Raw genomic sequence first — 20,101 nt, 5'->3', positions numbered from 1 at the left:
GGCGTGCGTATCCGCCGACGCGTGGTTGTTGCCGGAGTGGCCGTCGCCTGCGCCATCGGGGCGACCGCGGTGGCATTGAGCCGGGGCGGCGACGCCGACCGGCCGGTCGTCGCGACCGCCGCCGAACAGCCGGGCGTCGACGCCCCGGCGGACGACCCGACGGCCGGCGCGCAGGCCGGCCTCGGCAGCCGCGGCGGCCGCACCACCACCGGTGGCCGCCCGGCTTCCGCCGCCGCACCCACCGCCGCCCGCCCGGCCACCCAGGTGGCCGCGGCCGCCCCCGCCTCGGTCGCCTACCTGCGCGAGCGCTACGGCGTCTCGGCAGCCGAGGCGGCCCGGCGGCTCGCCCTGCAGGAATACTCCGGCCCGCTCGCCGACCGGCTGGCCGCCGACCAGCCCGGCACGTACGGCGGCATGTGGCTGGACCAGGCGGCCGGCGGGGTGCTCGTCGTCGCGGCCACCGACCCGGCCGCAGTGCGCCCGGCCGTGGCCGACACGCCGGACGCCGGGCACGTACGGGTGCTGGCGGTACGGCACTCGCTGCGCCAGCTCACCGACGCCGCGGCCCGGCTGGCCGAGGCGCTCGGCGGGACCGCCGGCGAGGACGTGGTGGTGGACCCGCAGCGCAACGCGCTGGCGGTGCTCACCGGAGGGCGGATCGCGGCCGATGACAGCCGGCTGACCGAGGCGCTCGCCGCCGCCGGTGTGCCGGCGACGGCGCGGCCCCGCCCGGCGGGCGTCGTGCCGAAGGCGTGCGACCCGCGCTACTGCGCTCAGGCGCCGATGCGCGGCGGCATCCGGCTGGACGTGCCGCGCGACGACGGCACGGTCGGTGGCTGCACGGTCGGCTTCAACATCCGCTCCCGGACCGGGAAGTGGTACATCCTGACCGCCGGGCACTGCGTGGTCGGCGGCCGGCACCAGCACGTCGACACGACGTGGCACCAGTTCCTCGGGCCGAAGGTGCCGGTCTCGGTCGAGTCGACCGCCCCGGTGCTGGCCGAGAACGCCTTCCCGAACGACTACGCGATCATGCCGTACCAGGCGGGGGCGCTGGAGCGCTGGAAGTACCCCGGCGCCGCCGGGCCGAGCCTGGTCAACTACTGGTGCGTGGCCGACAACCCGGGCTGCACCACCGGCCGGGACGTGCCGATCACCGGGTACGTGCGATACAGCGCGATCCAGACCGGCTGGGTGGTCTGCGCTACCGGCTCCGGCTACACGCCGAAGTCCGGCGAGGTCTACGTCGACTCCGGCGCCGGCGCCGGTTACCTGCCCGGCACCCGCTGCGGCGAGATCGACGGCAAGTCCGGCGGCGGCATCGACGTGCGGATCTGCGCCCGGCCGGGGGACAGCGGCGGCCCGCTCTTCACCGAGTCCGACGGCAGGGCGCTGGGCATCCTCTCCGACGGCGACCCCGGCTCGGGCCCATGCACCAACCCGGACGAGCACAACCACTACGCCCCGGTCTCCACCATCCTGGCCCGGGTCAACGCATTGCAGGGCGGCCCGGGCTACTTCCAGCTCGCCACCCGGGGCCCGGGGACCGGCCTGATCGCCCGCTGACCGCAGGTCGACACCTGGGACACGGCAAAGCTGTGGAGCCATCCGTCACCGGGTGCCTACGATCGGGCGATGACCGACACGGCGAGGACGGCCCGCGCCGGCGTCCCCGAACGTCCCACCCTGGACGGCATCGAGGAGACCTGGGCGCGCCGCTGGCAGGAGGACGGCACCTACGCGTTCGACCGCTCGAAGGCGGCTGTCCGGGGTCGCGGCGCGGCGGCAGACGCGCCGAGCCCGGATGGCCGTAGGTCGGACGTGTACGCGATCGACACCCCGCCGCCGACCGTATCGGGCGAGCTGCACATGGGGCACGTCTTCTCGTACACGCACACCGACACGGTGGCCCGGTTCCAGCGGATGCGCGGCCGGACGGTCTTCTACCCGATGGGCTGGGACGACAACGGCCTGCCCACCGAGCGCCGGGTGCAGAACGTGTACGGGGTGCGCCCCGACCCGGCGCTGCCGTACGACCGGGACTGGCGGCCGCCGGCCACCCCGGTGACCGACGACGCCCGGAAGAACCCGACCGCCATCTCGCGGCGCAACTTCATCGAGCTGTGCGAGCTGCTCACCGTGGAGGACGAGCAGGTCTTCGAGGCGCTGTGGCGGCGGCTGGGGCTCTCCGTGGACTGGTCGCTGACGTACACCACGATCGGGCGGGTGGCCCGGGCGACCAGTCAGCGGGCGTTCCTGCGCAACCTGGCCCGGGGTGAGGCGTACCAGGCGGAGGCGCCGACGCTCTGGGACGTCGGGTTCGCCACCGCGGTGGCCCAGGCGGAGCTGGAGGACCGGGAGCGGCCCGGCGCGTACCACCGGCTGCGGTTCCACGCGCCGGACGGGCGAGAGGTGCTGATCGACACCACCCGGCCGGAGCTGCTGCCGGCCTGCGTGGCGCTGGTCTGCCAGCCCGGCGACGAGCGGTACGCGGACCTGGTCGGCAGATCGGTGCGTACCCCGGTCTTCGGGGTGGAGGTGCCGGTGCGCGCGCATCCGCTGGCGGACCCGGCCAAGGGCACCGGCATCGCGATGGTCTGCACCTTCGGCGACCTGGCCGACGTGACCTGGTGGCGGGACCTGGAGCTGGCCACCCGGGTGGTGATCGGCCGGGACGGGCGGCTGCTCCCCGAGCCGCCGGCCGGCGTGCCGGCGGAGCCGTACGCGGCGCTGGCCGGGCAGACCGTGAACGGCGCCCGGCGGACGATCGTGGAGTTGCTCGCCGACGCCGGCGACCTGGTCGGCGAGCCGCGCCCGATCACCCACCCGGTCAAGTTCTACGAACGCGGCGACCGGCCACTGGAGATCGTCTCCACCCGGCAGTGGTACCTGCGCAACGGCGGCCGGGACGCCGGCCTGCGGGACGAGCTGCTGGCCCGGGGCCGGGAGCTGCACTGGGTGCCGGAGCACATGCGGCACCGCTACGAGCACTGGGTGGGCGGCCTGACCGGCGACTGGCTGGTCAGCCGGCAGCGGTTCTTCGGCGTGCCGGTTCCGGTGTGGTACCGGCTCGACGACGCTGGCGAGCCGGACTGGTCCCACCCTCTCACGCCGGACGCGTCGGTGCTCCCGGTCGACCCGTCCAGCGAGCCGCCGCCGGGCTACGAGGAGACGCGGCGCGGGATGCCGGGCGGCTTCGTCGGTGACCCGGACGTGCTGGACACCTGGGCCACGTCGTCGCTGACCCCACAGATCGTCGGTGGCTGGGAGACCGACCCGGACCTGTTCCGCCGGGTCTTCCCGATGGACCTGCGCCCGCAGGGGCACGACATCATCCGGACCTGGCTCTTCTCCACCCTGCTCCGCTCGCACCTGGAGTTCGGCGTGCTGCCGTGGCGGGACGTGGAGCTCTCCGGCTGGATCCTGGACCCGGACCGGAAGAAGATGTCCAAGTCCAAGGGGAACGTGGTCACCCCGATGGGGCTGCTGGAGCAGCACGGCTCGGACGCGGTCCGCTACTGGGCGGCCAACGGCAAGCCCGGCATGGACCTCTCCTTCGACCCGGCGCAGATCAAGGTGGGTCGCCGGCTCGCCACCAAGCTGCTCAACGCGTCGAAGTTCGCCCTCGGGCTGGGCGCCGCCGACGCGTTGCGCACCCCGTACGACAGCTCCAGCTCGGCGCGTCTGACGCCACGCCACGACCTGGAGCTGTCGGCCACCGAGCCGCTGGACACCGCCATGCTCGCCGAACTCTCCGGCGTGGTCGCCACCGCGACCACCGCCTTCGACGGGTACGACCACACCGCCGCGCTGATGGCGACGGAGGCGTTCTTCTGGCGGTTCTGCGACGACTACATCGAGCTGGTGAAGGAACGCGCCTACGGCACCGGGCCCGGGGCCGACTCGGCCCGGGCGGCGTTGGCGACCGCGCTGTCGGTGCAGTTGCGGCTCTTCGCGCCGGTGCTGCCCTTCGTCACCGAGGAGGTCTGGTCCTGGTGGCGGTACGGCTCGGTGCACCGCGCGACCTGGCCGACCACGTACGAGGTGGGTCGGGCCGTCCAGGGGCCGGGTGACCCGGAGCTGCTGCGGCTGGCCGCGGACGCGCTGGGCCAGGTGCGCCGGGCCAAGTCGGAGCGGAAGCTGTCGATGAAGGCGGAGGTGCCGCTGGCCGAGGCGCTCGGCCCGGCCGCCGTGCTCGACCGCCTCACCCTGGTCGCCGACGACCTCCGCGCGGCCGGCCGGATCGCCAAGCTCGACCTCCTTCCCGACCGCACCACCGAACTCGTCATCGCCTGCGCCTTCTGACCCGTCCCACCCACCCGCACCCGGTCCAAGATCCGCACCGATTCACGGAAAGAGTGGCCGTCCGCGCCGTCGGGGCCACTCTTTCCGTGAATCTGCGGCCTCGACGGGCGGACGGCGTGCCGCCGCCCCGGGGAGGGTGGGGCGGCGGCGGAGGGGGGTCAGCTCGTTTCGCCGGCGACGGAGAAGGAGCGGAGGCGGTCGATGGCGAGCACCGTGAAGCCGACCACGACCAGGGTGGTGAGGACGGCGGCGACCGAGACCGAAACGGTGGTGCCGAGCAGGCCGGTGGGGGCCATCCGGTCGGCGATCGCGATCACCCACTGCTGGATGGAGAGCACCTTGGTGCCGTCCACGAACCGGCCCAGCAGCCCCTCCCAGATCAGCACGTAGACCAGGCCGAGCAGCACCGGCCGGCGGGTGAGCAGGCTGAGCGCCAGGAACAGCGCCGAGTACGCCAGCGCGCCCAGCGCGGACGCGGCGGCGAGCGCCAGTCCGAGGCGTACCGAATGGGCCAGCACACCCGCGACGTAGAGCGGGACGGCGACGGTGACCGCGCTGACCCCGGCCGCCACCACCAGCTTCGGCAGCACGATCTGCCAGCGCGGCAGCGGCTTGGTGAGGATGTGCACCACCGTGCCGTCGTCGATCTCGGCGCCGAGCACGCCGGTGCCGACGATCAGCGCGACCACCGGCAGCACCACGGCGAGCCCGAGGCCGACCAGCACCGGCGGACCCCACTGGCCCGGGTCGACCCCGAGCGAGCGGGAGACGATGGCCAGCACCAGCAGCAGCGCGGGCAGCGGGAGCAACAGCAGAAACCGGCGCCGGCCGAAGAGTCCGCGCGCGGTGATCCAGGTAACGGTCGACATGGGTCAGCTCCCCACCAGGTAGGAGAAGACGCTCTCCAGCGATTCGTCCTCGGGCGTCAGCGACCGGACCCGGACGCTCCGGGCCAGCGCGATCTTCGGCAGCGCCCGGGTGAAGGCGCCGTAGTCCCCGGCCCGGACGGTCAACCCGTCCCGGCCCAACTCCACCCCGGCCACCGACTCCTCGGCGATCAGCGCGACCGCGAGGGCCCGGTCGTCGGTGGAGCGGACCCGGAAGACGTGCGGGCGGTTGGTCATCAGCCGGCGGATGGTCCGGTAGTCGCCGGACGCGGCCAGCCGGCCGGCGACCATCACCTGCACGGTGCCGGAGACCTGCTCGACCTCCTCGAGGATGTGCGAGCTGAACAGGATGGTCCGGCCGGCGTCGCCGAGCCGGTGCAGCAGGGCCATCATGTGCAGCCGCTGGCGCGGGTCCATCCCGTTGAACGGCTCGTCGAGCAGCAGCACGGTCGGGTCGTGCACGAGCGCGGCGGCCACCCTGGTGCGCTGCCGCATGCCCTTGGAGTACGTGCCGATCCGCCGGTCCTGCGCGTCGGCCATCTCGACCAGGTCGATGGCCCGCCGGGCCGCCGCCTCCGGGTCGGGCAGCCGGTGCAGCTTCGCGCTGGCCAGCACGAACTCGTACGCGGTCAGGAAGGTGTGCACCGCCTCCCGCTCGCTGACCAGGCCCAGCCGGCGGTAGACGCCCGGGTTGCGCCAGGTGGGCTCGCCGTCCAGGGTGACCGCGCCGCGGGACGGGGCGAGGAAGCCGGCCATCATGTGCAGCAGGGTGGTCTTCCCGGCGCCGTTCGGCCCGAGCAGGCCGGTCACCCCCGGCCCGAGCCGCATGGTGACGTCGTTGACCGCCACCACGTTGCCGTACCAGCGGGAGACGCCCGCGAGGTCGAGGGTGACGGCGGGTGTGGTCGCGGCCGCCACCTCCGCGCTGATCGTGGTCATCGGGTGGCCACCTTCCGGTATCGCAGCAGCAGCAGGGCGACGCAACCGGCCACCAGCAGGACGGCGACGGCCACGTAGAGCGGCCCGAAGTCGCCGATCTGATCTTCGGTCTGCCCACCGGGTACGAGCAGGTCGCCGAGGGTGTAGGCGCCGACAGCGTGGATCAGGGCGGTGGGCGAGCCGAGCATGGCCAGTTCGTTGACCGTCCGGGACGGCATGATCGACAGGATGCCGACGATCGGGGCGGTCATCAGGAACACGGCCACGATGCCGCCGGCCGCGAACGCCCGCTTGCCGGTGAGCGAGGCGATCAGCAGCCCGACCGAGGCGAAGACCACCGCCCACAGGGCCGCGTAGAGCAGACCAGGCAGCAGGTCGCCCAGCTCGGTCCAGACCCCGTGCAGCCCGTCCTTGGTAGTGAACGCGGCGCCGAGGAACATCACCAGCTGCGGCGCGCCGAGCAGCAGCCAGAGCGCGCTGACCAGCGCGCCGAGCTTGGCCAGGGCGTAGTCGCCACGCGGCAACGGCCGGGAGAAGTAGAGCGGCAGCACGCCGCTGAGCAGGTCGCGGGAGACCAGCTCCGGCCCGACCACCGCGACGAAGAAGATCACCAGCCAGCTCATCGCGTCGGCGAACTGGGCGTACGTCATGACGACCTGACCGGTCTGGGTCCGGACCGCGGTCAGCCCGGCGGCGACCACCAGCACGATGCCCATGACCAGCCAGGGGAAGATCTTCGCCTTGGCGGAGCGGCCCAGGCCGAAGGCGGTCCGCAGGCCGTGTACGTAGAGCGCGCCGAAGACCTGGCGGCGGCCCAGCCGGGGACCGGTGTAGCGCTGGTAGCCGATGTCGTGGATGACGCCGGTCGGCTCAGACATGGCTGGGCTCCCTCGTGGCGAAGAGTTCGGCCACCCGGTGCCGGCGCTGGTCCAGCCGGTGCAGCGGCAGGTCCAGCTCGGCGACCGCGCCGATGATCTGGTCGTAGGTGGCGTCGTCGGCGAGCGGCACGAGCAGCAGCCGGCCCTCCCGGGACACCGGCAGGCCGAGTCCGGCGAGCCGGGCGGCGAGGTCCTCCGTGCCCTCGCTGACCTCGACGGCGAGCACGTCGGTGGCGGAGGTCATCGCGGCGACCCGGTCGGCGCGCAGCAGCCGGCCGCCGTCGATGGCGACCAGCGTGTCGCAGATCCGCTCCACCTCGCCGAGCAGGTGCGAGCAGACCAGGACGGAGATGCCGAACTCGGTGCCGATCCGGTGGATGAGGGCCAGCATGGCGTCCCGCCCGGCCGGGTCGAGGCCGTTCGTCGGCTCGTCGAGGAGCAGCAGGTCGGGGTCGTGCACCAGGGCCTGGGCGAGCTTGACCCGCTGCTTCATGCCGGTGGAGTAGCCGCCGACGGCGCGGTGGCGCTCCTCGTGCAGCCCGACGTGGCGCAGCGCCTCGGAGGCCCGTTCCCGGGCGACCGTGCGCGGCAGACCGCTCATCCGGCCCAGGTGGGTGACCAGCTCCGCAGCGGAGAGGTCGGGCGGGAGGGCGTCGTGTTCGGGCATGTAACCGACCCGGGCGCGGACGGCCGCGGGATCGGTGGTGGGGTCGAGGCCGAGCACGGAGACCCGACCGCTGGTCGGGGCGAGCAGGCCCAGCAGGATCTTGATGAGGGTGGACTTGCCGGCGCCGTTGGCGCCGACCAGCCCGATGATCCCCGGCTCGACCGACACCGTGAGGTCGGTCAGCGCGGTGACCCGACCTCCGTACGTCTTGGTCAGCGACTCGGTCGCGAGCAGTGTCACGAGCTACAGCGTAGGCAGTCGGGGCAGCCCGCGGGTCCGCTGCGACCCCGGCACTTCCCTGATCCCCGGCGGTCCGGGCCCCTAGGTGCCACGCCCGCCAGGTGAACTGTTGGTAACGAACCTGCAACCGAAACTGCCGTTCGGGCGTCCACCATGGGGAGCCGGCATCGCCGACGGGGGCAGAGCCGGATCGATCACATTCGGGGGAAGCACATGATCGCCGGCGCGGAGTGTCCCAGAGTGAGCGTGGTGGTGCCCACCCACAACTGCGGGCCGCACATCGACCGTCTCGTCGCGTCGCTGGAACGCCAGTCGCTGCCGACGGGCGAGCTCGAGGTGATCTTCGTCGACGACGGCTCGACCGACGCCACCCCGCGACGCCTGGACGCCCTGGCCGCCACCCACCCGCACTTCCACGTGGTGCACCAGGAGAACTCGGGGTGGCCGTCCCGGCCGCGCAACGTCGGGGTGGAGCGGGCCCGGGGCGAGTACGTCTTCTTCGCCGACGACGACGACTGGTTCGCCGACGAGGCGCTCGAACGGCTCCACGCCTGCGCCCGGACGTACGACGCCGACATCGTGATCGGCAAGATGGCCGGGCACCGGCGCAGCGTCCCGCGCGAGCTGTTCCGGCAGAACCGGTTCGACGCCACGCTGGCCAACGCGCCGCTGATCGACAGCCTGACCTGCCACAAGTTGTTCCGCCGCTCGTTCCTCGACAAGCACCGGCTGCGGTTCTCGGAGGGGCCGCACCGCCGGCTGGAGGACCATCGCATGGTGGTACGGGCGTACCTGCTCTCCGGGCGGACCTGCGTGCTGGCGGACTACACCTGCTACCACCACCAGCGCCGCACCGACGCGGGGAACGTGACCGCCACCCGGCTCGACCCGGCGGAGTACTACGCCGGCCTGCGCGAGGCGCTCGACATCGTGGACGCCCACGTGCCGCCCGGAGCGCTGCGCGACCGGCTGCACCGGCGGTGGCTGCGCAACGAGATGGTGGAGCGGCTGCGCGGACGCCGGATGACCGACGCCCCGCAGGAGTGGATCGAGCAGGTCGCCGGGGAGATCCGGCAGATCATCCGGGACCGGTTCGCCCCGGGCGTCGCCGCCGGCCTGCCGCCGCTGCACCGGGCCATCGCGTCCCTCGCCGAACAGGGCCGGGTCGCCGACCTGCGCCGGCTGGCCGAGTGGGAGGCGAGCGTCCGGGCGTACGGTTCGGTGCAGGGCTGGGCGGTCGCCGGGTCGACCCTCACGGTCACCGTCGCCGCCGAACTCCGGGCCGGGGACGAGCCGATGCGGTTCGGCGCCGACGGCCGGGACCTGCCGGTGTTCCCGGTGGACGGCGTCGAGCCGCCGCCCGGCGCCGCCCCGGCCGGCCGGCCGAAGGTGGACCTCGTCGCCCGGCACCAGGAGACCCAGGAGGAGGTCTTCCTGCCGGTCACCGTCGACACCGAGCGCGTACCCGACGGGGACGTCCTGCGGATCCGGCACCTGGCGACCGCCACCGTCGACTTCGCCGCGCTGAACGGCGGCCGGACCCGGGGCACCTGGCGGCTCAAGGCCCGGGTCACCGGCGCGGGGTGGACCCGGGACACCCGCCTGCCGTTGCTCGTGCACTGCGCCGCGGACGGCGCTCCGCCGCGGGTGGAGAACGAGCAGGCCTTCTGGCCCCGGCTCCGCCGGGCGGTGACGCGCCGGCTGGGCCGCCGGCCCGTCACCCCGGTGCCGGTGCTGGTCGCGTGAGCGCGCGGGCCGGTCACCGGAGACGCCCGCCGCCCGGGCTGACCAGCGTCGCCATCCGGGGCGAGCGGTCCGCCGCGCCGATCGGCGTCGCCCTGCCCGACCCGGCCGGCTGACCCGGCGCCCCCGCCGGTGGCCGGGAGGGGAGTGGCGCTCTCGACCGATCGCCGGTCGGCTGCGAAACTGTGGGCCGGTCGGTGAGTTGGGGGTTCGATGAGCAACGGCTGGGTGCTTCCCGAGGACGTGCTGCGGGACGCGCCGACGTACGCGCCGCGCACCGGTGAGCTGGCCGATCTGGAGTTGCTGCTGACCGGGGCGTACGCCCCGCTGACCGGGTTCATGACCCGCCCCGACCTGGTCTCGCTGAGCCGGCGTGGCCGGCTGCACGACGGCACGGCGTGGCCGGTGCCGGTGACCCTCCAGGTGCCGGCGGCGCTCACCGAGGGGCTGGTGCTGGACGACCCGCTGCGCCGGGCGCTGGTGCTCACCGACGGCGAGGGCGCCCCGGTGGCCGCCATGGACGTGACCGACGTGTGGCCGGTCCGGGAGGGGATCGTCGGCGTGGGCGGCGCGGTACGCCGCCTGGGCGACGGCGGCCACGGGCCGTTCCAGCGGCTGCGGCGCAGCCCGGAGGAGGTCACCGCGCTGCTGCCCCCGGGTCGGGTGCTCGGCATCTTCGCCGACCGTCCGCTGCACCGGCCGCAGCTCGCGCAGATCGCCCACGCCGCCCGCACCCTGGGCGCGCACCTGCTGGTGCTGATCCCGGTCGGCGAGGAGTCGGTCGCCGGGCTGCCGGCCGAGGCGCTGGTCCGCAGCGTGTTCGCCGCCCGGGACCGGATGCCCCCGGCCACCCTGGTGGCGGTGCCCCTGGCCCGCCGGCGGGACGAGATCAGCGACGCCCTGCTGCGCGCCCGGGTGGCCGCCGCGTACGGGGTGACCCACCTGCTCTCCACCGAGGGCATGCTCTCCGGGGCCGGGCTGCGGGTGCTGGTGCCGCGCGAGCTGGCGTACGACAACCGGGACGGGCAGTGGCGCTGGCGGGAGGACATCCCGCCGCGCAACCGGCGGCTGGCGCTCAGCCAGGCGGAGATCGAGGACCTGCTGGACCGGGGCTTCCCGCTGCCCGAGTGGCACACCCCGCCGGCGGTGGCCAAGGAGCTGGCCCGGGCCCGCCCGCCGCGCCGGCACCGCGGCCTGGTGGTCTTCCTGACCGGCCTCTCCGGCTCCGGCAAGTCGACCATCGCCCGCGGCCTGGCCGACGTGCTGCGCGAGGGCGGCGACCGCACCATCACCCTGCTCGACGGGGACGTGGTGCGCCGGGAGCTCTCCGCCGGGCTGGGCTTCAGCAAGGCCGACCGGGACGCCAACGTCCGGCGGATCGGCTGGGTGGCCGGCGAGATCGCCCGGCACCGGGGCGTGGCCATCTGCTGCCCGATCGCCCCGTACGCGGCGGCCCGCGCCACCGCCCGGGAGATGGCACACGCCGCCGGGGCCGGGTTCCTGCTGGTCCACGTCGCCACCCCGCTGGAGGTGTGCGAGCTGCGCGACCGCAAGGGCCTGTACGCCCGCGCCCGGGCCGGCCTGCTCACCGGGATGACCGGCGTCGACGACCCGTACGAGGAGCCGACCGACGCCGACCTCGTGGTGGACACCACGGACCTGACCGTCGACGAGGCGGTGCAGCGGGTGATGGACCACCTGACCGAGACCGGCTGGGTGGAGCCCCGCCTCCAGTCCGCCTGACCCTCGGGCCCCCACCTCTCCCCCACCCCTCACCCCCCGATCCGCACAGATTCCCGGAAAGAGCACCTTCCCGGGCGGCGGTTCGCGGCTTCGCATCGTTTCTTTCGCCGCGGCCCGCTGCGCGGTAGTGTTCATCTTTGTTGGAACACGTTCGACCGCGTGCGCCTGCGCGCGGTCGGGAGAGCGGGAGGTGACGGACGGGTGCTCGCGCGGCAGCGGCAGGCGGCCATCCTGGACCGGGTCCGCGCCGCCGGCGGCGTCCGGGTCACCGAGCTGGCCGCCGAGTTCGGCGTCTCCGACATGACCATCCGGCGCGACCTGGAGACGCTGCACGACCAGGGGCTGCTGGCCAAGGTGCACGGCGGAGCCACCGTCGCCGGCCCCGGCTCGACCGACGAGCCGGGCTTCCGGGCCAAGTCGGTCCGCCAGTCCGCGGAGAAGGCGGCCATCGCCGCCCGGGCCGCGGAGCTGGTCCACCCCGGCGCGGCCGTGGCCCTCTCAGCCGGTACGACCACCGCCCAGCTCGCCCGCCACCTGCTCGACGTGCCGGGGCTCACCGTGGTGACGAACTCTCTGCCGGTGGCCGAGATCCTGCACGTCGGCGGCCGGCCGGACCAGACCGTGGTGCTCACCGGCGGGGTGCGCACCCCCTCGGACGCGCTGGTCGGCCCGCTGGCCGTGGCCGCGCTCGGCGCGCTCCACCTGGACGTGCTCTTCCTCGGCGTGCACGGGATCAGCGAACGGGCCGGGTTCACCACGCCGAACCTGATGGAGGCGGACACCGACCGGGCCCTGGTGGCGGCGGCCGACCGGTTGGTGGTGCTCGCCGACCACACGAAGTGGGGCACGGTCGGCATCTCCTCGATCGTCGGCCTGGACGCGGCGGACGTGCTGGTCACCGACGACCGGTTGGCGCCGGACGCGCGACGGGTACTCGAGGACAGGGTGGGCGAGCTGGTGATCGTGCCGGGCAGCGAGGGGGCGGAGTGAAGCGTACGCAGATCGAGCTGGCCGACGGCCGCGAGTTGATCTACTTCGACGAGCGGGACGACGCGGTCCGGGACCGGCGGGACCTCCGCGACCTTCTCCCACCGCCGCCCGCCTCCCAGCTCCGGTACGACCCGCTCACCGACGAGTGGGTGGCGGTGGCGGTGCACCGGCAGACCCGCACCTTCCTCCCCCCGGCCGACGAGTGCCCGCTCTGCCCGTCCCGGAGCGACCGGCTCAGCGAGATTCCGGCACCCGACTACGACGTGGCTGTCTTCGAGAACCGCTTCCCCTCGCTCAGCCAGCGGGTCGCCGCGGAGCCGGACGAGATCACCCCGTTCGCACCGGTCCGCCCCGGACGCGGCCGGTGCGAGGTGGTCTGCTTCACCGACGACCACAACGCCTCGTTCGCCGGCCTCTCCCCCCGCCGGGTCCGCACCGTGCTGGACGCCCTCGCCGACCGGACCACCACGCTGGGCGCGCTGCCCGGCGTGGAGCAGGTCTTCCCGTTCGAGAACCGAGGCGTCGAGATCGGCGTGACCCTGCACCACCCGCACGGGCAGATCTACGCGTACCCGTTCGTCACGCCGCGGACCCGGACGATGCTGACCGCCGCCCGCCGGCACGCCGAACGGACCGGCGGCAACCTGTACGCGGACGTGCTCGCCGCCGAACGCACCGCCGGGGAGCGGGTGGTGGCGGCGAACGAGCACTGGACGGCGTACGTGCCGGCGGCGGCACGCTGGCCGTTCGAGGTGCACGTGGCGCCGCACCGGCCGGTGCCGGACATCCCGGCGCTGGACGACGCCGAGCGGGACGCCTTCGGCCCGCTCTACCTGGACGTGCTGCGCCGCTTCGACGGGCTGTTCGACCTGCCGATGCCCTACATCGCCGCCTGGCACCAGGCCCCGGTACGCGTCGACCGCGAGCTGGGGCACCTGCACCTGCAGCTGTTCAGCATCCGGCGGGCCAAGGACAAGCTGAAGTACCTGGCCGGCTCCGAGTCGGGGATGGGCGTCTTCATCAACGACATCGCCCCGGAGCGCGCCGCGGAGCTGCTCCGCGCCGCCTGAACGGAAGGGCCCCTTCTCCACCCGCGGAAACCGCGGACAACAGGGCGCGGGGGGCCCGGGACAGGGCCCCCCGCAAGGGAAGGGACGGCTGGCTGTGCGCGACAGCCGGGAAGGCTGGCTGGTCGGCACTCAGGCCGCGAGGCGACCGCGGTCAGCCTTCCAGGACGGGACTTGCATCTCGTCCACCTTGCTCAACGAGGCACGGCCCGCTGCGGTGACGCCGCCGGCGGGCACGACGGAGCCCGCCGGCACGGGGCCGGCGGGCTCGGTCGGTGACGCGGGCGAGGATCAGGCGGCGAGCTTGCGCGCCAGGTTCTCGTCGAGCGCGTTCATGAACTCGTCGGTGGTCAGCCACGGGGCGTCCCGCGAGATGAGCAGCGCGAGGTCCTTGGTCATCTGGCCGCCCTCGACGGTGTCGATGATGACCCGCTCCAGCGTGTTGGCGAACTCGGTGACCGCCGGGGTGCCGTCCAGCTTGCCCCGGTGGGCCAGGCCCCGGGTCCAGGCGTAGATCGAGGCGATCGGGTTGGTCGAGGTCTTCTCGCCCTTCTGGTACTGCCGGTAGTGCCGGGTGACGGTGCCGTGCGCGGCCTCGGCCTCGACGGTGCGGCCGTCCGGGGTCATCAGCACGGAGGTCATCAGGCCGAGCGAGCCGAAGCCCTGCGCGACGGTGTCCGACTGGACGTCACCGTCGTAGTTCTTGCAGGCCCAGACGAAGCCACCCTCCCACTTGAGCGCGGCGGCGACCATGTCGTCGATCAGCCGGTGCTCGTAGGTGATGCCGGCGGCCTCGAACTCCGACTTGAACTCGTTCTCGAACACCTCGGCGAAGATGTCCTTGAACCGGCCGTCGTACGCCTTGAGGATGGTGTTCTTGGTCGACAGGTAGACCGGGTAGCCGCGGTCCAGGCCGTAGCGCATGGAGGCGCGGGCGAAGTCCCGGATCGAGTCGTCGAAGTTGTACATGCCCATGGCGACGCCGCCGCCGGGGAAGTTGGCGACCTCCATCTCCATCGGCGCGCCGCCGTCGGTCGGGGTGTAGGTGATGGTCACCGTGCCCGGACCGGGGACGACGAAGTCGGTGGCCTTGTACTGGTCGCCGTGCGCGTGCCGGCCGATGATGATCGGCTTGGTCCAGCCCGGGACGAGCCGCGGCACGTTGGACATGATGATCGGCTCGCGGAAGACGACGCCGCCGAGGATGTTGCGGATGGTGCCGTTCGGCGACCGCCACATCTTCTTCAGGCCGAACTCCTCCACCCGGGCCTCGTCCGGGGTGATCGTGGCGCACTTGACGCCGACGCCGTGCTCCTTGATCGCGTTCGCGGCGTCGACGGTGACCTGGTCGTCGGTCTCGTCGCGGTGCTGGATCGACAGGTCGTAGTAGTGCAGGTCGACATCGAGGTACGGCAGGATCAGCTGCTCCCGGATCTGCTTCCAGATGATCCGGGTCATCTCGTCGCCGTCGATTTCCACGACCGGGTTGTTTACCTTGATCTTCGCCATCGGCCGGCGCTCCTCTCGGGGGACACATGCTCAAGCAGTACGAGCGTACTGGAAACTGACCGGGGCTCCCCAGCCGGCCTCACCCCGTGGAAACGGGGTGCCCCGGAAGGGGACGCGGTGCCATCCTTCCCGGATGCCGCTGGATCACACGGTCGGGTCTATCACGGTCACCGCCCTGGTCGACGGAGCGGGGCCCTTCTTCCAGCCCCGCGAGGAGGCGTTCCCCGACGCCACCGCCGCCCAGTGGGCGGAGGCCGACCGCCGGGACCCGGCCGCCGTCACCCCGGACGGCCGCTGGTGGTTGCCGTTCCGCTGCTTCGCGCTGCGTACCGGGGACGGGCCGGTCACCCTGGTCGACGCCGGCATCGGCCCGGCCGGCTCGCTCGCGGCGAGCTGGGCACCGGTCCCGGGCCGGCTGCCCGAGGAACTGGCCGCCGCCGGGATCGACCCCGCGGACGTCCGCACCGTGGTCCTCACCCATCTGCACACCGACCACGTCGGCTGGGCCGGTGACCTCTTCCCGAACGCGGACCACCTGCTGCAACGGGCCGAGCTGGACGCCCTGGCACGGTTCCACCCGGAGCTGCCGGCCCGGCTGCTGAGGCCGTTGCGCGCCGCCGGCCGGCTGCGGGTGGTCGACGGCGACACCGACCTCCCCCCGGGGGTACGCGTGCTGAGCACCCCGGGGCACACCCCCGGCCACCAGTCCGTGCTGGTCGACTCCGGCGACGACCGCCTCCTGGTCACCGGCGACCTCCTGGTCCACCAGCTCCAACTGGTCGACCCGGCCCTGCGCTACGCCCACGAGGAGGACGCCGGATTGGCCCGCGCCACCCGCCGGACCCTGCTGCACAATCTCGCCACCCAGGGCCCCACCACCCTGGCCACCCCCCACCTGGGCCACCCCTTCACCCCCCTCTAACCACCCCACCCCACCCCACCCTGCCCGCCCGCCCGCCCGCCCGCCGAGTTGATCAAGAAGTTTGCGTCAGCACACGGCCCGAATCTGACGCAAACTTCTTGATCAACCGGGCGGGGCAGCGGGGCCGGGGCCCCCCGGGGGGGCAGCGGGGGGATGCGCGAAGGGCGGGCCGGCGAGAGCCGGCCCGCCCTTCGCGGGTGTCACGGGGTCACATGTTGGCGACGTCGGCCTGCTTGGCGCGGACGGCCTCGGCGGCCTCCTTGAGGCTGGCCAGCTCGTCGGCGTCCAGGTCGGTCTCGACGACCCGCTTGACGCCCTCGCGGCCGATCTCGGCCTCGACGCCCAGGTAGACGCCGGAGATGCCGTACTCGCCGTCGACCCAGGCGCAGACCGGCATGACCGCGCCGGAGTCCTCGGCCACGGCCTTCGCCATCCGGGCGGCGGCGGCCGACGGGGCGTAGTACGCCGAGCCGGTCTTCAGCAGCGCGACGACCTCGGCGCCACCGTTGCGGGTCTTGACGACCAACTCCTCGATCTGGGCGGCCGGCATGACATCACGCAGCGGCTTGCCGTCCACGGTGCTCTTCGACGGGACCGGGACCATGGTGTCGCCGTGCGAGCCCAGGGTCAGGGTCTTCACCGACTTGACCGGTACGTTCAGCGCCTCGGCGACGAAGTTGGTGAACCGGGCGCTGTCCAGCATGCCGGCCTGGCCGAGCACCCGGTTCTTCGGGAACTGGGTGGCGAGCTGGGCCAGGGCGGTCATCTCGTCGAGCGGGTTGGAGACGACGATGACGACGGCGTTCGGGGCGTACTTGGCGACGTTCTCGGAGACCTGGCGGACGATCTTGGCGTTGGTCTCCAGCAGGTCCATCCGGCTCATGCCCGGCTTGCGGGGCAGGCCGGCGGTGATGACGACGACGTCCGAGCCCTCGATGGCCTCGTAGCCCTCGCCGTTGGGACCGGTGGTGACGCCCACGACCTTGGTCTCGAAGCCCTCGACGGCGCGGGACTGGTTGAGGTCCAGCGCGAGACCCGCCGGCTTGCCCTCCACGATGTCGGTGATCACGACGGTGTCGAAGACGTCGTACTCGGCCAGGCGCTGCGCGGTGGTGGAGCCGTAGAAGCCGGCCCCGACGACAGTGACCTTCTTACCCATGGTCGTCCCACTCCCTGATACCAGTCGGTTTTCCGGACCGTATCAGCCATCCTGGCACCGTTCGGGCCAGGGGCGGACGGTTATGACCCGCTCGGGGTGGTCAATCCTGCCGCTCGGCCCGCTCGACCACGTTGGTGAGCAGCATCGCCCGGGTCATCGGACCGACCCCGCCGGGCATCGGCACCAGCTTGCCGGCCACCTCGGCCACCTCGGGGTCGACGTCGCCGGTGTAGCGGCCCTTGCCGTCGGCGCCGATCACCCGGGTGATGCCCACGTCGACGACGGTCGCCCCGGGGGTGACCATGTCGGCGGTGAGCAGCCCGGGGACACCGGCCGCGACGATGACGATGTCCGCCTCGCGGGTGTGCGCGGCGAGGTCCAGCGTGCCGGTGTGGCAGAGGGTCACGGTGGCGTTCTCGCTGCGCCGGGTGAGCAGCAGGCCCAGCGGCCGGCCCACCGTGTTGCCCCGGCCGACCACGGCCACCTTCGCGCCGCTCAGCCCGACGTCGTGCCGGCGCAGCAGCTCGACGATGCCGCGCGGGGTGCAGGGCAGCGGACCCTCGTAGCCGAGGACGAGGCGGCCCAGGTTGACCGGGTGCAGCCCGTCGGCGTCCTTCGCGGGGTCGATCATCTCCAGGGCCCGCTGGGTGTCCAGGTGCGCGGGGAGCGGGAGCTGGACGATGTAGCCATGGCAGGCCGGGTCGGCGTTCAGCTCGGCGAGGACCGCGTCGAGCTGCTCCTGGGTGGCGTCGGCGGGCAGTTCGCGGCGGATCGAGGCGATGCCCACCTCGGCGCAGTCCCGGTGCTTGCCGTTGACGTACGCCTGGGAGCCGGGGTCGGCGCCGACCAGGACCGTGCCGAGCCCGGGGGTGACGCCCCGCTCGGCCAGCGCCTTGGCCCGCGCCCGCAGCTCGTCCTTGATCTCCGCCGCGGTCGCCTTGCCGTCCAGGATCGTCGCCGTCACGCCTGGATCGTCTCACGACGCGCGCCGGCGGGACCGACGACAGGCAATGGTGACGATCTGTTACGTGGAGTTGATCACTGAGAGTTACCGCCTGTGGAATCCGCCACATGCTGGGACGGGCACCCGATGATTAATCGGGGCAGAGCGGACACCGCGTCGGCAAGCGCGCGGGCCGGTCGAGACGGCAATCGCGGGCCGCGCGGGCAATCCGGAAATGGGCTTTGAGCAGCATCAACGGCCAATTCTCGTAGCAGAGCGGCCGGAGCCGGGCAAGCCCGGGCCCCCCACTCCGTTATCGCATCGCAACGCTCTCGTTGCCGAAGCGACCCGCGACGACCTACCGTTGCCGATCGTTGCGCAGCGTTACCCAGCGCCGGGCTTGACTGCGCAGCGTGAGGAGATGAGGAGCCCCCATGCGTGTTCGTAGGCTCGCTGCCTGGACCGCCCTCCCGCTCGCGGTGACCCTGGGCCTTGCGGCCTGCGGCTCGGGCGGCAGCGGCGGCAAGAGCGACCCCAACGCGGCCGTGCGGATCGAGATCGCCGAGCCGCAGCACCTGGTCCCGACCAACACCAACGAGACGAGTGGCTCGCAGGTGCTGGCCGCCCTGTTCAGCCCCCTGGTCGACTACGACCAGTCCAACAAGCCGTACGAGGTGGCGGCCCAGTCGGTGACGTCGTCGGACAACAAGGTCTGGACGATCAAGCTGAAGCCCGGCTACACCTTCCACAACGGCGAGAAGGTCACGGCCGACAACTACATCGACGCCTGGAACTACGGCGCGTACGCCCCGAACGGCCAGAACTCGAGCTACTTCTTCGAGAAGGTCGCCGGCTACGAGGACCTGCAGGGCGAGAAGCCGAAGGCGAAGACGCTGACCGGCCTGAAGAAGGTCGACGACCTGACCTTCACCGTCACGCTCTCCCAGCCGTACGTCGACTTCAAGTCGATGCTCGGCTACACCGCCTTCTACCCGCTGCCCAAGGCGGCCTTCTCCGCCCCGGGCGTGCTCGCCGAGGGCTACGAGCAGGCGCCGATCGGCCAGGGCCCGTTCAAGATGAAGGGCACCTGGCAGCACGACGCCAAGGTCGAGGTGGAGAAGTACGACGCCTTCCCCGGCCAGCAGCCGAAGGTGCACGGCGTCGAGTTCCGGATCTACCAGCAGATGACGGCCGCGTACGCGGACGTGCTCTCGGACAACCTTGACGTGATCAAGGAGATCCCGACCGAGAACCTGTCCACCGCGGCGACCGACCTCGGCGACCGGTTCCAGCAGAGCCCCGCCTCGTCGCTGCAGGTGCTGGCCTTCCCGACCTTCCAGAAGGAGTTCAGCAAGCCCGAGGTGCGCAAGGCCATCTCGATGGCGATCGACCGGGACGAGATCACCAAGTCGATCTTCAAGGGCTCGCAGCAGCCGGCGCGCTCGTTCGTCTCGCCGGTCGTGGCGGGCTACCGGGCGGACACCATCGGTGCCGCCGGTGAGTTCGACCCGGCCAAGGCCAAGGCGATGTACGAGGCCGCGGGCGGCCCGAAGAAGATCGAGCTGTCCTACAACGGCGACGGCGGCCACAAGGACTGGATCGACGCCACCTGCAACCAGCTCAAGGCCAACCTGGGTGTGGAGTGCGTCGGCACCGCCGAGCCGAAGTTCGCGGACCTGCTGACCAAGCTCAAGCAGAAGCAGCCGGTCGGCATGTTCCGGATGGGCTGGGTCATGGACTACCCGTCCATGGAGAACTACCTGGGCCCGCTGTACAGCACCAACGGCTCGTCGAACTACTACGGCTACAGCAACCCGCAGTTCGACAAGCTGCTCGCCGAGGGCGCCAGCGCCCCGACGCAGGACGAGGCGATCAAGAAGTACCAGGCGGCGGAGGACCTCCTGGCCGAGGACATGCCGGTGATCCCGCTCCGGTACGGCCAGAACAACTTCGGCCACTCGACCAAGGTCAAGAACGTCGAGGTGGACCTCTTCGACCGGGTCAACCTGCTGAAGATCGAGGCCGTCAAGTAACACCCCCCGTACGACGGGTCGGGCCACCTGCGGGTGGCCCGACCCGCGGGACGGCGCACCCTTCGCCCCTTTTCAG

The 20,101-nt window shown here is 72.7% G+C and carries 15 protein-coding genes; 8 read left to right on the top strand and 7 right to left on the bottom strand.

Features of this window, described 5'->3' with window-relative positions; all coding sequences use genetic code 11:
- Nucleotides 1–21: 21 nt before the first annotated feature.
- The gene (locus ACZ6S5_RS26440; protein ID WP_466004651.1) at nucleotides 22–1,566 is read left to right on the top strand and encodes a trypsin-like serine protease; all 1,545 of its coding nucleotides are present in this window, start codon (nucleotides 22–24) and stop codon (nucleotides 1,564–1,566) included.
- Nucleotides 1,567–1,635: 69 nt separating this feature from the next.
- A complete protein-coding gene (gene valS / locus ACZ6S5_RS26435; protein WP_466004649.1) occupies nucleotides 1,636–4,305 on the top strand; it encodes a valine--tRNA ligase in 2,670 nt (889 codons plus the stop codon).
- A gap of 158 nt (nucleotides 4,306–4,463) precedes the next feature.
- On the opposite strand, the gene ACZ6S5_RS26430 is transcribed toward valS, so the two are convergent.
- Genes ACZ6S5_RS26430 through ACZ6S5_RS26415 form a run of 4 tightly spaced genes read right to left on the bottom strand, consistent with a single transcriptional unit; the run spans nucleotide 4,464 to nucleotide 7,916 of the window.
- The gene (locus ACZ6S5_RS26430; protein WP_466004648.1) at nucleotides 4,464–5,174 is read right to left on the bottom strand and encodes an ABC transporter permease; all 711 of its coding nucleotides are present in this window, start codon (nucleotides 5,172–5,174) and stop codon (nucleotides 4,464–4,466) included.
- 3 nt (nucleotides 5,175–5,177) lie between these two features.
- On the bottom strand, nucleotides 5,178–6,131 hold the full coding sequence (locus ACZ6S5_RS26425) for an ABC transporter ATP-binding protein (protein ID WP_466004647.1): 954 nt from the start codon (nucleotides 6,129–6,131) through the stop codon (nucleotides 5,178–5,180).
- Complete coding sequence (locus ACZ6S5_RS26420; protein ID WP_466004646.1) at nucleotides 6,128–7,009, bottom strand: ABC transporter permease; 882 nt, start codon at nucleotides 7,007–7,009, stop codon at nucleotides 6,128–6,130. The genes ACZ6S5_RS26425 and ACZ6S5_RS26420 overlap by 4 nt, the downstream gene beginning before the upstream one ends.
- Complete coding sequence (locus ACZ6S5_RS26415) at nucleotides 7,002–7,916, bottom strand: ABC transporter ATP-binding protein (protein WP_466004644.1); 915 nt, start codon at nucleotides 7,914–7,916, stop codon at nucleotides 7,002–7,004. The genes ACZ6S5_RS26420 and ACZ6S5_RS26415 overlap by 8 nt, the downstream gene beginning before the upstream one ends.
- Before the next feature lie 240 nt (nucleotides 7,917–8,156).
- Here ACZ6S5_RS26415 and ACZ6S5_RS26410 point away from each other — a divergent pair, with 240 nt between their 5' ends.
- The 4 genes from ACZ6S5_RS26410 (at nucleotide 8,157) to galT (ending at nucleotide 13,462) form a co-directional block, all read left to right on the top strand.
- Nucleotides 8,157–9,662 carry a glycosyltransferase family 2 protein gene (locus tag ACZ6S5_RS26410; RefSeq protein WP_466004643.1) on the top strand — a complete coding sequence of 502 codons (1,506 nt, stop codon included), beginning with the start codon at nucleotides 8,157–8,159 and terminating at the stop codon, nucleotides 9,660–9,662.
- Between the two features lie 210 nt (nucleotides 9,663–9,872).
- Complete coding sequence (gene cysC, locus ACZ6S5_RS26405) at nucleotides 9,873–11,402, top strand: adenylyl-sulfate kinase (RefSeq protein WP_466004642.1); 1,530 nt, start codon at nucleotides 9,873–9,875, stop codon at nucleotides 11,400–11,402.
- A gap of 201 nt (nucleotides 11,403–11,603) precedes the next feature.
- Nucleotides 11,604–12,392 (top strand): DeoR/GlpR family DNA-binding transcription regulator, encoded by a 789-nt coding sequence (locus ACZ6S5_RS26400; RefSeq protein ID WP_466004641.1) that lies wholly within the window; start codon nucleotides 11,604–11,606, stop codon nucleotides 12,390–12,392.
- The gene (gene galT / locus ACZ6S5_RS26395; RefSeq protein WP_466004640.1) at nucleotides 12,389–13,462 is read left to right on the top strand and encodes a galactose-1-phosphate uridylyltransferase; all 1,074 of its coding nucleotides are present in this window, start codon (nucleotides 12,389–12,391) and stop codon (nucleotides 13,460–13,462) included. The genes ACZ6S5_RS26400 and galT overlap by 4 nt, the downstream gene beginning before the upstream one ends.
- Nucleotides 13,463–13,750: 288 nt before the next feature.
- Here the strand turns inward: galT and ACZ6S5_RS26390 are convergent, their stop codons facing one another.
- Nucleotides 13,751–14,968 (bottom strand): NADP-dependent isocitrate dehydrogenase, encoded by a 1,218-nt coding sequence (locus tag ACZ6S5_RS26390; protein ID WP_466004638.1) that lies wholly within the window; start codon nucleotides 14,966–14,968, stop codon nucleotides 13,751–13,753.
- 133 nt (nucleotides 14,969–15,101) lie between these two features.
- Between ACZ6S5_RS26390 and ACZ6S5_RS26385 the strand changes: the two genes are divergently transcribed.
- The gene (locus tag ACZ6S5_RS26385; protein ID WP_466004636.1) at nucleotides 15,102–15,890 is read left to right on the top strand and encodes an MBL fold metallo-hydrolase; all 789 of its coding nucleotides are present in this window, start codon (nucleotides 15,102–15,104) and stop codon (nucleotides 15,888–15,890) included.
- Between the two features lie 208 nt (nucleotides 15,891–16,098).
- Here the strand turns inward: ACZ6S5_RS26385 and ACZ6S5_RS26380 are convergent, their stop codons facing one another.
- Both ACZ6S5_RS26380 and ACZ6S5_RS26375 read right to left on the bottom strand, forming a co-directional pair.
- On the bottom strand, nucleotides 16,099–17,049 hold the full coding sequence (locus tag ACZ6S5_RS26380; protein WP_466004634.1) for a malate dehydrogenase: 951 nt from the start codon (nucleotides 17,047–17,049) through the stop codon (nucleotides 16,099–16,101).
- 100 nt (nucleotides 17,050–17,149) lie between these two features.
- On the bottom strand, nucleotides 17,150–18,013 hold the full coding sequence (locus ACZ6S5_RS26375; RefSeq protein ID WP_466004632.1) for a bifunctional methylenetetrahydrofolate dehydrogenase/methenyltetrahydrofolate cyclohydrolase: 864 nt from the start codon (nucleotides 18,011–18,013) through the stop codon (nucleotides 17,150–17,152).
- 413 nt (nucleotides 18,014–18,426) lie between these two features.
- Between ACZ6S5_RS26375 and ACZ6S5_RS26370 the strand changes: the two genes are divergently transcribed.
- The gene (locus ACZ6S5_RS26370) at nucleotides 18,427–20,025 is read left to right on the top strand and encodes a peptide ABC transporter substrate-binding protein (RefSeq protein WP_466004630.1); all 1,599 of its coding nucleotides are present in this window, start codon (nucleotides 18,427–18,429) and stop codon (nucleotides 20,023–20,025) included.
- Nucleotides 20,026–20,101 lie beyond the last annotated feature (76 nt).

The organism is Micromonospora sp. NPDC051924 (assembly GCF_055586005.1).
Note: the sequence above shows the minus strand (reverse complement) of the source record. Positions and strands in the feature narration are given on the sequence as shown.